Source organism: Pedobacter mendelii (assembly GCF_014635725.1).
GTDB lineage: Bacteria > Bacteroidota > Bacteroidia > Sphingobacteriales > Sphingobacteriaceae > Pedobacter > Pedobacter mendelii.
Genome location: NZ_BMDJ01000003.1, coordinates 173,997 through 187,227 on the forward strand (window position 1 = coordinate 173,997; position 13,231 = coordinate 187,227).

The 13,231-nt window shown below is 34.6% G+C and carries 10 protein-coding genes and 1 other RNA gene; 2 read left to right on the forward strand and 9 right to left on the reverse strand.

Features of this window, described 5'->3' with window-relative positions:
* Positions 1-2: 2 nt before the first annotated feature.
* Complete coding sequence (locus tag IEV50_RS06840; protein WP_188412498.1) at positions 3-2,333, reverse strand: ATP-binding protein; 2,331 nt, start codon at positions 2,331-2,333, stop codon at positions 3-5.
* 277 nt (positions 2,334-2,610) lie between these two features.
* Entirely contained in the window at positions 2,611-5,031 is a 2,421-nt protein-coding gene (locus IEV50_RS06845; RefSeq protein ID WP_188412499.1) for an alpha-ketoacid dehydrogenase subunit alpha/beta, read from the reverse strand.
* Positions 5,032-5,203: 172 nt separating this feature from the next.
* On the opposite strand from IEV50_RS06845, the gene IEV50_RS06850 reads away from it, so the two are divergent.
* Both IEV50_RS06850 and IEV50_RS06855 read left to right on the forward strand, forming a co-directional pair.
* Positions 5,204-5,602 carry a DUF1573 domain-containing protein gene (locus IEV50_RS06850; RefSeq protein WP_188412500.1) on the forward strand — a complete coding sequence of 133 codons (399 nt, stop codon included), beginning with the start codon at positions 5,204-5,206 and terminating at the stop codon, positions 5,600-5,602.
* Positions 5,603-5,664: 62 nt separating this feature from the next.
* Positions 5,665-6,864, forward strand: a complete 1,200-nt coding sequence (locus tag IEV50_RS06855; protein ID WP_188412501.1) for a pyridoxal phosphate-dependent aminotransferase — start codon at positions 5,665-5,667, stop codon at positions 6,862-6,864.
* A gap of 232 nt (positions 6,865-7,096) precedes the next feature.
* Here the strand turns inward: IEV50_RS06855 and IEV50_RS06860 are convergent, their stop codons facing one another.
* From IEV50_RS06860 to IEV50_RS06890, 7 genes are all read right to left on the reverse strand, one after another.
* A complete protein-coding gene (locus IEV50_RS06860; RefSeq protein ID WP_188412502.1) occupies positions 7,097-8,188 on the reverse strand; it encodes a phosphotransferase enzyme family protein in 1,092 nt (363 codons plus the stop codon).
* A gap of 74 nt (positions 8,189-8,262) precedes the next feature.
* Positions 8,263-9,615: a Gfo/Idh/MocA family protein gene (locus tag IEV50_RS06865; protein WP_188412503.1), complete on the reverse strand. Its 1,353-nt coding sequence runs from the start codon at positions 9,613-9,615 to the stop codon at positions 8,263-8,265.
* A 130-nt stretch (positions 9,616-9,745) separates the two neighbouring features.
* Positions 9,746-9,895, reverse strand: a complete 150-nt coding sequence (locus tag IEV50_RS06870) for a hypothetical protein (RefSeq protein WP_188412504.1) — start codon at positions 9,893-9,895, stop codon at positions 9,746-9,748.
* 359 nt (positions 9,896-10,254) lie between these two features.
* Positions 10,255-10,620: a transfer-messenger RNA gene (ssrA, locus tag IEV50_RS06875) on the reverse strand.
* Between the two features lie 84 nt (positions 10,621-10,704).
* Complete coding sequence (locus IEV50_RS06880; protein WP_188412505.1) at positions 10,705-11,658, reverse strand: ligand-gated ion channel; 954 nt, start codon at positions 11,656-11,658, stop codon at positions 10,705-10,707.
* Positions 11,659-11,687: 29 nt separating this feature from the next.
* Positions 11,688-12,461 carry an NIPSNAP family protein gene (locus IEV50_RS06885; RefSeq protein ID WP_188412506.1) on the reverse strand — a complete coding sequence of 258 codons (774 nt, stop codon included), beginning with the start codon at positions 12,459-12,461 and terminating at the stop codon, positions 11,688-11,690.
* 21 nt (positions 12,462-12,482) lie between these two features.
* Positions 12,483-13,112 carry a DUF4159 domain-containing protein gene (locus IEV50_RS06890; protein ID WP_188412507.1) on the reverse strand — a complete coding sequence of 210 codons (630 nt, stop codon included), beginning with the start codon at positions 13,110-13,112 and terminating at the stop codon, positions 12,483-12,485.
* Positions 13,113-13,231: the final 119 nt, after the last annotated feature.

The following is a 13,231-nucleotide window of genomic DNA, read 5'->3' on the forward strand; positions in this document are numbered from 1 at the left end:
GATTAAGTTTTCTTAAACCATAAAATAAAAGTACTTCCTCCATTTTTCTTTGATGATACTGTTATTCTGCTGTCCATCAAGGCCATAAAAGTTCTACACAGTAGCAAGCCTAATCCTGTACCTTTTTCTTTATTTGTTCCAAGTGTACTTACTCCTGCGCCCTGATATTCTGATTTATTAAAATGATTCACTAGTTCTTCAGACATCCCAACACCTGTATCACTTACTTTAACCTTCAGTTCTTCGGCATTATACTCTGCGGTTAATACAATCACTCCTTCTTCAGGTGTAAACTTTATAGAATTGCTGATCAGATTTCTTAAAACTAAAGAAAACATGTTTGAATCAACCTTACAAATAGTATTTTCGGGTATGTTATTTTCGATAGTAACATGCTTTAAATCGGATGTACTTTTCAATGAGTTAACAACATCTTCAATTAGAACAGATATGTTCAAAGATTCTAAATATGGATTAAAACCCTGCATTTGGCTTGCAGCCCAATTTAAAAGATTCTCCATCATTGATGAAGTATAAGTTAAACTATTTTTTAGCGAACCTGCATAACGATTTAATTTTGCCTGCTCAATATTCCCTCCCTCCAATAGTTGCATAAATGAAATAAGAGAATTTACTGGCGTTCGCATATCATGACTTACAACACTAAAAATTCTATCTTTAACCCTGCTTAATTGCTCTAATTCTCGCTTTTGCTTGTTTATAATTTTATTAAGCCTAGTTGTTTTTCTTTGATTAAAATATATCAGGCCTGCAGTAAATAAAACCAGTGCAAAAGCCACTAAAAGAAATATCTTTACTTTTCCATCATACTTAATTTGCTGATCTTGCTTTGTAATTTGTTTCTCTCTTTTTACGGCTTCGTATTTCGACAAAAGCTTTGAACGCTCGAAATTGCTGTTTTGTGTTATCTTTTCATTTTCTAAATCTTTCTGTTTCTGAAGAAATTTTAATCGCTGCAACATTTTCTCTTTATCACTTAAATCCAGCTGTTGTTGTCTTAAAATTAATTTCTGATGTTGTTGTTTTGCAAATAAAAACTGCTGTTGCAAAACTGCATTTGTTACCTGCTGCTTTAACTGATAATCTTTTTCTTTTACCGCAAAATCCAATTGCATTTGTCTTCTTGTTATTTCCTTTTCCTTTTCAGCATTAAATATTTCATCCTTTACAATAACATATCGTTTATAAAAAGCTAAAGATTCATCATATTTCCTCAACTTATCATAACATTCGCTTAGCAGTAAATTTGCATCCCTTTCAATATCTTTTAATTTATTAGCTTGAGCAATATTTAGTGCTTCCGTTGAGAATTTAACAGCATTCGTATAATTTTTTTGATTATTATAAAATTTACCTAATGCCAGAAGGCTTTCTGCATGCACTCTTCTATCATCAGAATTCTTATTTATTTCAATTGATGTTAAATAAGATTTCAGTGCCAAATCTGTTTGGCCCATTCGCTCATAAATCATCCCTAAATTCATTTTTATAGCACCAATCAAGTCTTCTTCAACTTTAGCCTCTTCTGCAATTTTTAAAGCTTTATTTAAATTATCTAATGCCACTTTTAGCTTTTGAGTTGGCAAAATATCCATTGTAATCAATTCAGAAGGATTTGAATTGAAGTAAGCTAAGCCTATTCCCATATAAACAACTGCCGCACCTCTTGAAATTTCACCTTCCGAATTAAAAATTTTCAATGCCATTCTTAAATACTCCAGCGCCTTTTTATGCTGCTCCAAATCTTGATAAATTTCTGAAATATTTACATAACAGCTCCCCAATTCCTCTTGATGATTGCTCTTCAGGTAAATTGATACGGCTTTTTGATTGGCTTCTAAAGATTTTGCATAATCGGGTATAGCATTATATAATGCACCTAAATCTAAGTACACACCTGCCGCACGGTCTTGTTCATCCGCTAATGAGAATACATTTATTGCTTTTAGGTAATTGTCTTCTGCCTTTATATAATTTGTATGTCCATGATAAAGGCGAGCCATTCTGCGATAAGCCGTGCCTGCAAATACTCGAAGATTAAGTTTATAAGCTAAAGAAACTACTTTATCTAAGTAATCTTCAGCTTTTTCGAAATTTTTAGTTCCAATGTATTGCTGTAAAATTTTATTAGTTATTTCTAATTTAGCAGAATCTAAACTAACTTGTTTTTGATTCAAATTAAGAAGACTATCTAAATTTTCTCGTTTATAAGACATTTGTGCATTCGCAATGAATCCAAAAAACAAGAAAGCATAAACAAGAATAATCCTGAAAACTTTCAGATTTATGAAAACACAGCGCAAATAACTCATTGGCTAAATTACATTATATAGGAAAAATGAAATTTATTGATTAAGAAATCCAACTTATTAAAAAAGATTTACTCAATAACAAGGAGAAAAATGGTTATAATAAATAGGGACTATTTTGGTTTCTTAAATTACAGTGTAATATAATTTTTTTCTTTTAATTAGCGCAAAACAATCAGGTTGTTTTATTAAAATTTAATTCACAAAAAACTAAATCCATAATCTATTTTTACTTAATTCTAGATTATGGATTTAACGCTTATAAATAATTCGACTAATTTTAAAAAAGTGAAGGAAATTTAGAGGGGTTTGCATCATGCATCATTTTATAAATTGTCTCAACTACATCATCCACTGATGGTTTGCTAAAATAATCTCCATCAGATCCAAAGGGAGGACGATGTGCTTTTGATGATAACGTTTTTGGCTGTCCATCTAAATGGAAATATCCATTTTGATTCTCTAAAATTTGCTGAAGAATATATGCTGAAGCACCTCCAGGTACATCTTCATCAACCACTAAAAGTTTATTAGTTTTCTTTAAAGATGCAGAACAAACATTATTAATATCAAAAGGTAAAAGTGTTTGAGGATCTATAATTTCTAAAGAAATACCAAATACAGCAAGCTCCTCTGCAGCTTCCTGCACAATTCTCAAGGTAGAGCCGTAAGAAACAACGGTAATGTCTGTACCTTCTTCAAGTACCTCCGCATAACCGAGTGGAACTGTAAATTCGCCAATATTATTTGGTAATTTTTCTTTTAAACGATATCCGTTCAGGCACTCAATAACTACAGCAGGTTCATCAGCCCTAAAAAGCGTGTTATACATGCCTGCGGCCTGGGTCATATTTCGAGGAACACATAAATGTAACCCACGCAAGGAGCCTAAAAGCATGCTAATTGGCGAACCTGAATGCCAAACGCCTTCTAAGCGATGGCCCCTTGTTCTTATAATTACAGGAGCTTTTTGAATACCTTTAGTTCGATAGGATAAAGATGCCAAATCATCACTCAATACATTTAGTGCAAATATTAAATAATCCAAATATTGGATTTCTGCAATCGGCTTTAAGCCACGCATTGCCAATCCAATACCCTGACCCATAATTGTCATTTCACGTATTCCTGTATCGGTAACCCTCAATTCGCCATATTTAGCTTGTAAACCGGCAAAACCCTGATTAACATCACCAATATTCCCTAAATCTTCTCCGAAAGCTACTAACCTTGGATCTCGGGCAAAATTTTCATCAAAACATGCGTTTAAAACTTCGCGGCCATCAACCATTTTTGAAAACTCATCAAAAACAGCATTTAATACTGTAATTTTATCTGGACTATCGCTCCCGTTGGTATGTAATTTTGAATTATATCTATCATAATTGATCTCATCCTGGTTTTTATACCAGTTTAGAAGTTCATCTCGCTCAGGAGAGTGCTGACTTGTAGATAAGCGTATTGCCTTACGTGCAGCCACAAATATTTCTCTCCTTTGTGCATCAGCAGTTGAAGCCAACTGACTTGAAATTTTTGCAAGTTCCGGCTGATTTTTTGCCATTGCGGTAATATAATCTACAACCAGCTTTTGCTCAGGCTTCATGCTATCCAGAAACTCATTCCAAGCTTCTTTCTGCGCATTACGCACAAAAACTTTAGCTTCCTTTTCTAGTTCTACCAGTTCTTCTTCTGAGACAATTGCCGATTCTAGCATCCACTCCCGCATTTTTAAAATACAATCGTGTTCACTTTCCCATTTTAATCTATCTTTTGATTTGTACCTTTCGTGCGAGCCTGACGTACTATGACCCTGAGGTTGGGTAAGTTCTGTAACATGAATTAAAACAGGAACATGCTCTTCACGACAAACATTTATCCCCTTTTCGTACACCTCACATAAAGCAGGATAATCCCAACCTTTAACTTTATAAATTTCGTAACCGGGATTCTTGGCATCGCGTTGAAAACCCTTTAAAACTTCAGAAATATCTTCTTTTGTAGTTTGATATTTTGCAGGCACTGAAATACCATAGGCATCATCCCAAATGGAAATGGCCATAGGCACCTGCAAAACGCCGGCTGCATTAATGGCTTCAAAAAATACACCTTCTGATGTGGATGCGTTACCTATTGTTCCGAAAGCAACCTCGTTACCATTAACAGAGAAGTTTTTTAAATAATCAAGCTCTTTATTGTTTCTGAATAATTTTGATGCATAAGCCAAACCAACCAAACGAGCCATTTGCCCACCTGTTGGCGAAATATCTGATGAAACGTTCTTAATTTGAGTTAAATCATTCCAGCTTCCGTCTTTATTAATTGATTTTGTTGCAAAATGACAATTCATTTGCCTGCCTCCTGAAAAAGGATCAGCGCCTTCTGTCGGATTTGCGTACAATTGAGCAAAAAATTCCTTTATAGTAGAAATTCCTGCAGCAAAGGCAAATGTTTGATCACGATAATAGCCAGAGCGCCAATCGCCATTCTTAAATGCCTTAGCCATAGCAACCTGAGGAACCTCCTTACCATCGCCAAAAATGCCAAACTTTGCCTTCCCTGTCAATACTTCCCTGCGCCCTAAAACACTGGCCTGCCTGCTTTCGTAGGCTATTTTGTAGTCGTTTATAACGATAGATTTGAATTCGTTAAAACTTAATTCAGAAGCATCAATAGCATTCGGTTTTAATTTTTCATTCTGCATCGTAATCAAATATTGGTTGTGGCAAATATATACAAAATTAAAAGTTTGCCTTTATCATAAACTGTAAAATTATATATGGATAAGCAAAATATATTTGGAATAGTTTTTGTTTTAGCATATAAATATTAAATTTGTTTTAATAAATTTTAAAAAACGATTTCAACACATAAACATGAAAAAGATCTTAGTATTATTCGCCTTTGTAATGGGTTTTGGTGTAGTGGCAAACGCACAAACTGCTGCCAAACCTGCTGAATTTAAATTTGAAGCGGAAACGCACGATTTCGGTAAAATTACCGTTAACAAACCTGTAACTTACGATTTCAAATACACTAACGTTGGCGAGGAGCCATTAATTATTACAAAAGCAGAAGCAAGTTGCGGTTGTACTGTTCCTAAATACACAACAGTTCCTTTGAAAAAAGGTGAAACGGGTACCATTTCGGTAACTTTTAGTGCTGCTGGTGCACCACAACCTTTCACTAAAACTGTAACAGTTTCTTCAAATGCTAAAACACCTGTAAAAGTGCTTTATATCAAAGGTGAAACCGTTGCTGCTTCATCTAAGTAATTTTTTAAACGATAATATTTAAAAAGTCCTGATTTTAATCGGGACTTTTTTATTTTTGCTCCATGCCAAAAATTTCACAAAAAGGTGTGCAGATGCCTGCATCACCAATCAGAAAGTTAACGCCATTTGCAGACAAAGCTAAAAAAGATGGTAAAAAGGTTTTTCATTTAAATATTGGCCAGCCTGATATTGAAACACCGGAAGGAATGTTAAACGCCATTAAAAATATTGATTTCAATGTTTGGGCTTACACGCCATCAGAAGGCACTTTAGCTTACCGTGAAAAATTGACTGAATACTACAATAAATTAGGTTATAACATTACACCTGAAAATATATTGGTAACTGTTGGCGGTTCTGAAGCCATTACCATTGCCATGCAAACTTGTGTTAACGAAGGTGATGAAATTATCATTCCTGAGCCTTTTTATGCAAATTACAACGGTTTCGCTTGTATGAGTAATGTTGTAGTGAAACCCATCCTTTCTTTTATAGAAAACGGATTTGCGCTACCTCCTATTGCAGAATTCGAAAAACTTATTACAGAGAAAACCAAAGCGATTATTATTTGTAATCCTAATAATCCAACAGGTTATTTGTACTCAAAAGAAGAATTAGATGCCTTAAAAACACTTTGTATTAAATACGACCTGTTTTTATTTTCTGATGAGGCTTACCGTGAATTTTGCTATGATGGACGTGAATTTATTTCGCCAATGCATTTAGATGGTTTAGATGAAAATGTGGTGATTATGGATACGGTTTCTAAACGCTATAGCGCTTGCGGTGCCCGTTTAGGCTGTTTAATTACTAAAAATAAGGAAGTTATCGCTTCAGGATTAAAATTTGCTCAGGCCAGATTAAGTCCTGGAATGGTTGAACAAATTGCTGGAACCGCAGCTGTTGATACACCAGATAGTTATTTTGAAAAGGTAAATATTGAATATACTTTACGAAGAGATACTTTAGTTAGTAGGCTAAATAATATTGATGGTGTTTTCTGCCCTAACCCAGGTGGTGCTTTTTACGTGGTTGCAAAATTCCCGATTGATGATTCGGATAAATTTTGCCAGTGGATTTTGGAAGATTTTAGTCATGATAACCAAACGGTAATGATGGCTCCAGCCACAGGTTTCTATTCTACACCGGGTTCGGGTAAAAATGAAGTGCGTATGGCTTATGTTTTAAATACCAACGATTTAAACAAGGCGATGGATTGTTTGGAAGTTGCATTGCAACAGTATCCGGGTCGGACGGTTTAATTTTTTATTCCGGTTTATAATTAACCATCCACGGAATACACAGAAAATTAAGTTACCGTCATTGTGACGAGAAACGACGAAGCAATCTTTTCTTCTTTTTTACTCGCTTGGTGTCTCACCAACCAGCTAAGTTAAGTTTTGGTTGGTGAGACACCAACCAATAGTTAATAGCAAAAACCACCCCCCAGGCTTCTCCATCGAAATAGAGAGGAGCGTTACTCCTGAATCATTCTTATTCTATTACAATAGGTTTCGAAAGCTTCAACTCTGATTCGTAATCTTCTATAAGTTTTTCGAAATTCTCTACAGATTTCATGTATTCCATTAACAAAATAAGTTGATTTTTCGCCCGCATGAGGTTGTGTTCTGCATGCAAAACCGGATAATAAATATCGCCATTCAAATAATCTGTTAAAAACCTAATCGCTTGCATGTATATCATAAACTGTCCGCTATAAATAAACAATTCCTTTTCAGTATTTGTTAAACTGCGGCGCATCTCTTCCATATAGCCTTTATATATCGCTAAAAATACATCAGAGCGTACTTTAATTTTATCAAGTACAGTTTCTTCTTCATTTACAGGCGATAAATATGTCCTCATCATATCACCAACATCACTAATAAAATATCCCGGCATCACGGTATCTAAGTCTATAACGCCTAAACCAACACCGGTATTAACATTTAAAAGCACATTATTTATTTTAGTATCATGATGTATAACCCTGGTTTTCAAAACATTTCCTAAAAAAATTTCATCAAATCGTTCAGCAATCCATAAATATTTATTTACAAGTTCTATTTCTCTATCTGCCGTTTTTAGCCGCTGCAGATTCGCATTTTTTAAAGCCTTAAAAAATTGCTCTTTTCTAAGCGAAAGATTATGGAAATTTGGAATTGTAACATTCAAACTATGGGGGTTAAACGCTTCAAGAACACGGCTAAATTTTCCAAATTGCTTAGCCGCCTGGTATGCCTGTTCTGCATTAGTAACGGTATCAATAGTAAATGAATCTGCAACAAAAGAAAAAAGCCTGAAAACATCTCCATTTTCCTCAAATATAAATGCTTCATCAACTGTTTTTAAAGGAGCAATAAATAAATATTTAGGCGCAACACTATCCAGATAGTGCTTTATTAACAATGTATTTTCTGCAATAAGTTTAGGATATTGGAATACTTTAGTATTCACTTTTTGTAAAATATATTGCCCGCCATTACCGGAAACTTTCCATGTTTTATTAATTAAACCATTACCGAAAGGTTCAACTTCACAAGTATTATAGTCTAGTCCGTAGGCTTTTAAAACTTTTTCAATCATTTACTTAATCTTTTATTGCAGATATTTAGTTTTAATACGTCAAAAATTAATTCGATTCATCAGCTTAAATCATACTAAAATCCACTGTCATCAATCGCAAAAACATTTTTTCGCTCTTTCCACTTGCCTTTAGTAAAATCAGGAAACTTTTGAGGCATGTTACCTTCTTTAAGTGATTTTGTTGAAAGCGGCGTGATAACGCTCATCGTTACAGAATCATATACATCAATTGGTGTTTGTTTTTTCTGTTTTACCGCCTGGATAAAGCCATTGAATACAAACCAATCCATACCCCCATGCCCTGCACCTACCGCTTCTTTTTCATATTTTTTCCAAAGTGGATGATCATATTTATCAAACCATTCTTTAACAGGTTGCCATTTATCATCTCCTTTAGAATCTTTCTCAATGTATATTGATTTATTTACATCCATCCAAATGCCATCAGTTCCCTGTACCCTGAATCCGATAGAATAGGGTCTTGGTAAATGTGTATCGTGACTTAAAAGTACCGTTTCGCCATTTGCACAGTTAATTAAGGTAGTGGTCACATCGCCATTCTTGTAATTCAGCTTAGCATTCGGGTGTCCGGGCACCATATCTTCTACATAAGCAGCAAGCCCAAGTGCTTTAGAACTAAAAGAAACAAGGTTTGTAAATCGGTTTCCTCTGTTTATGTTAGCATACTGCATTATTGGTCCCGCACCATGAGTAGGATATAAATCGCCATCCTGATCGATGTTAAACTGCGTTCGCCACTGCGCTTCACTTAATGCATTTGTACCATATTCTACCCCACCGCCATAATAATCTTTCCCGTTGTTAAACAACACATTTCTAAGGTTGTGCTGATAACCGCCTTCTAAATGTATAAGCTCGCCAAATACACCTTGCCTAACCATATTCAACGCAGCCATTACATCTCTGCGGTAACAAACATTCTCTAAGGTCATGTAAGGCATGCCTGTTTTTTCAGAAGTATTTACAATATCCCAATGATCCTGTACGGTAAGACCGGCAATAACTTCACAACCCACATATTTTCCAGCTTTCATGGCATAAATGGCCTGGTCTTTATGAAATTGCCATGGCGTTGCGATGATAACGGCATCAATATCTTTTCTGTCTAATAATTTTTTGTAGGCATCTACCCCACCTGTATATTCAATAGCTGCAGGTCTGCCATTTTTCGCAATAAAAGATCTGCAAATTTTTAAAGAACGTTCTTGCGTATCACAAATCGCTACAATCTCTACATCATCACGAAGTGCACCTTCAGAAATATGGCTCATACCACGGGCACCAACACCAATGTAACCCAGCCTAACTTTTGAAGAATCACTTGAGGCAAATAAACTTCCGCTTGGTAAAATCGTAAGTCCGGCTGCAGCTATTGCACTATTTTTTATAAAGTTTCTACGTTCCATTATTTAGTTTTTAAGTTTAAATTTTCTATAAAAACCAACCATCAATTTGCGAAGGCTGGTTAACCTGGTTTTTGATTTCTATTTTGATTTCTTTTAGATTAATCTCAAAAATACCCTTCTTTTACAATACTCAATTATTCCTCATTACGAGAAGGAACGACGTGGCAATCTTTCCTAAGATAATTTCAATTTCTTTTCTTTCAAAAAAAATCACCTGAAGGATGGTTTCTAAAAATGGCGGCAAATACCAACCATCAGCAGCATAGAAGTCTTCTTTCATAAGTTTATTGATAATAGGTTAGACCAATATAAGGCGATAGGCAGAACGTTTTACAAACAAATGAAGCGCAAACGTTTGATGAGTAACATTTTGTTTTAAGTCATGATTTTAATTAGAAGAGGGATTTTTAGAGAAAGAAATCAATTTTGGAAAAGAAAAAGACCATTTTTTTTCTGGTGATAATCATTTCAATAATGGAGCTGAAAAAAGAAAATTGAAGAGGGAAGAAATGATGCGCAAACGTTTGATGAAGGGGGAGGAATATTGATAATGGATTTAAAAGATTATGAGGGGTTTAATAATAGAAATTAAAAAGAAAATCCGCGAGATTGTAAGATTTCGCGGATTCTTTTAAAGATTTGTGGAGCCGAAGGGAGTCGAACCCTTGTCCAGTTGTGAGATAACTTATACCTTCTACATGCTTATTTTTCAATTGATTTTCGGGAAATAAACGGGCTGAAAACCGACCTTATTTAAATCCTTAGATACTTTATCTCACCTTAAGTCGCATCTCCTCAAGGCCAGCATTGTTGTTTCGATGCCCCGGTTTCTAACCCAACAATGCAGCAGTTAGAGGGACAAAAGCTAGCTAGTTCTAAACTAGGCAGCTAAGGCGTAAGTATTTTCGCCAACTAAAATGTGAACGTTCACTTTAAGTGCTCTCCGAACAACGCACTGCATGCTAACATAACCTTCGCCACCCTGTCAAATCCAAGAACGGCCCCAATTATATCCTGTAAAATACTTTTCGGTTAAACAGGATTGCAAATGTACAAAAAATTACAGGCATGTTTGTTAATTAAAAACAATTAAGCATTGATGGATTGTATAATGAAAAAGGCGTTTAGTAAAATATAAATACCCAGCAAAATTATAGCAAAGCGCTTATCAAATTTGCTTGCATCTTCTACCTTTCCCTTCTTTATCATCCTCAATGAAATAGCAGTAGAAACTATCACAATTAAAATAAACACCAACGTAATGCCATGCAAGGTATCTACAAGCGTAAAAGTTATGGTATCGGGCAGAGAGCCATCGATAATATATTTGTTACCAATTACAGCAAATAATGAACCTACACTTAACCCAAATCTCGAATCGATGCTATCTGCATGAATATAAAAGCACATAAATGAGATTAAAAATGCAACGTACATCCCCAAAAACATTTTGCAAAATAAGCCAAAAGCATCTCTGCTAATTCCAATTCTAACTTTGTAATTGCTGTACTCGGTATGTGGCGTTTTTATACTTTCATCCCCAAAAGCAGTTTCATATTTTTTAATACCCACTGATGTAACTAAGCTATCGATATTCCAGCCACGTAATGTAAATCTGGGGTCGTATGGTTTGCCCAAAGTATCAGTAACAAAAATTAACGATTTTGAATCGTATTGTGAGTTTTCTATGGATAGCCTTAAAATTTGATGGTCAAAAGGAAAGTTATCTATCGCCCATGAATCTTTCATTACACACTGCAGCTTCATCAGCATATAAATTTCATTTCCTGTGGTATCAATAGTAGAAAAAGACTTTATTACTTCTTTTGCTTGCGGAATTTCGAGATTATTCAAAAAATCGAAGTCTTTATTTTTATATTTTAACCACAACCAGAAGTTTACACTATACTCTTTATCCTTAAAATTAATATCATGAATGCTGGTTACATAAATGCCGGTTTTAACCGTATCCGCTTTTTGGTTCTGACCAAAAGATGAAGTACCGATAATCAATAAGATAAAAATCGGAATTAAAAATCTCATATTGATTATCATGTATCGTTTAATGTTTTTTACAAGTCCGAATAATCTGTAGGATAAACAAACAGCGTTACATTTTTTGAAACATTATGCTGGTATTGAGGTAAGCCACTTATCTTTTTGTAATCTTCGCCAAAAGCAACCCAATGCTTATCACGGTCTTCTTTATTGTTAAATGTTGTCATATACATTAGGTTTGGCATTTTACTTCCAGAAACAACCTGTCCATAAAATATGGCATTGAAGTTTAGTTTAGAAAAAATCTCAACCTCATAATCGTTAAACATACCAATTTTATTTATAGAAAGATTTTCAGTAGCAGCTTCATAACTTCTCAATTCGTAAACCCTTTCGCTTTTTGGCGTAGTTAATTTAGGGATAGCAAATTCAGGCATTGCTGAAAAAGCTTTTAAAATAATAGATTCTACCCTGGTGTATGGTGCTGCACTATATTCCGCATTAAGGTAGCCCGAGCCTGCTGCCAGGTACTGCTTATCTTTCTCTAATGTTTCGTTGAGTTTTAAAAAATCATCCATCTTTTTAAATGGAATAAAAACATATACAAGTTGCTCCAGTGTATCTTTTGCAATTGGTTTAAAAACACCTACACTATTTATTCCCGAACGATGAAGCGCGGGTATAAAGGCATCCTTTAAATAGGCATCAACAATGGCTTCCTGTTCTGGTGTTTTTAAATGATAAACTTTTAGCTGATAATAGTATTGAGCTTTAGCTGCAAAAACATTTGTACTCGCAGCAATTAAAACTACTGTTAAAAAAAGCAGTTTGGTTAGGGTAGATTTCAAAATATTTGGTTTTAGTTTTTGTTAACTGTTAACACCCATGGCGTATAAAATAATATTCACGCCGAATTTGGTGTTGTCTTCGGCCAGAAAACGTTTGTTCCTGAAATCGTAATCCCATTCGCAACCGTAATCTTTATTGCTGTATAAAACGCCAATCCTGTTATTTATTGTTATCGCTTTAAGGTAATCGTGTACTAAATCATCGCCCCAACCATTTAATTCAAAAGAAGTTGTCGGCGGACCTTTCTCAAATTTAAAGAATGAATTGTAAATACCATGGTTATTCGGAATTTTCTTTAATGCAGTTGGCCCGAATAAATTACTCATCTGTGTTTCAAATGAGCGGGCAAATAAACCATCAATGTCATGGTTGCAATCATCAACAAAAACGAAACCGCCATTGTGTACATAAGTTTTAAAATTTACAGCCTCCTGCTGACTGAACTGAACCAGTTTATGACCACTTAAATAACAAAAAGGATATTTAAATAAATCCTGACTACTCAGTTCAACAATCTTCTCTTCTTCATCTAAAGGAATGGTTGTGTATTCTAAAAGTGAGTTTAAGATATTAGAAGGCATACGCTGATCGGTTTCCCAGTCACCTGAATTGTACTTTAACCTCGCAAAAGTGAATTTAGATCTTTGCATCGTCCTAAATTACCGCCATTTTTTATTAATTCAGTTTTTTATCTCGATTATCGTGTAAATTTTTTGATATTATTTCCACCAGGCTAAAGAATATATGCCATTATGCCCTATATTGAGGC

Excerpts from the sequence above, each read along its gene's own strand:
- IEV50_RS06880 (WP_188412505.1), bottom strand. The coding sequence starts at position 11,658 with ATGAGATTTTTAATTCCGATTTTTATCTTATTGATTATCGGTACTTCA.
- IEV50_RS06855 (WP_188412501.1), top strand. The coding sequence starts at position 5,665 with ATGCCAAAAATTTCACAAAAAGGTGTGCAGATGCCTGCATCACCAATC.
- IEV50_RS06865 (WP_188412503.1), bottom strand. The coding sequence starts at position 9,615 with ATGGAACGTAGAAACTTTATAAAAAATAGTGCAATAGCTGCAGCCGGA.
- IEV50_RS06840 (WP_188412498.1), bottom strand. The coding sequence starts at position 2,333 with ATGAGTTATTTGCGCTGTGTTTTCATAAATCTGAAAGTTTTCAGGATT.
- IEV50_RS06845 (WP_188412499.1), bottom strand. The coding sequence starts at position 5,031 with ATGCAGAATGAAAAATTAAAACCGAATGCTATTGATGCTTCTGAATTA.
- IEV50_RS06850 (WP_188412500.1), top strand. The coding sequence starts at position 5,204 with ATGAAAAAGATCTTAGTATTATTCGCCTTTGTAATGGGTTTTGGTGTA.
- IEV50_RS06860 (WP_188412502.1), bottom strand. The coding sequence starts at position 8,188 with ATGATTGAAAAAGTTTTAAAAGCCTACGGACTAGACTATAATACTTGT.
- IEV50_RS06870 (WP_188412504.1), bottom strand. The coding sequence starts at position 9,895 with ATGAAAGAAGACTTCTATGCTGCTGATGGTTGGTATTTGCCGCCATTT.
- IEV50_RS06890 (WP_188412507.1), bottom strand. The coding sequence starts at position 13,112 with ATGCAAAGATCTAAATTCACTTTTGCGAGGTTAAAGTACAATTCAGGT.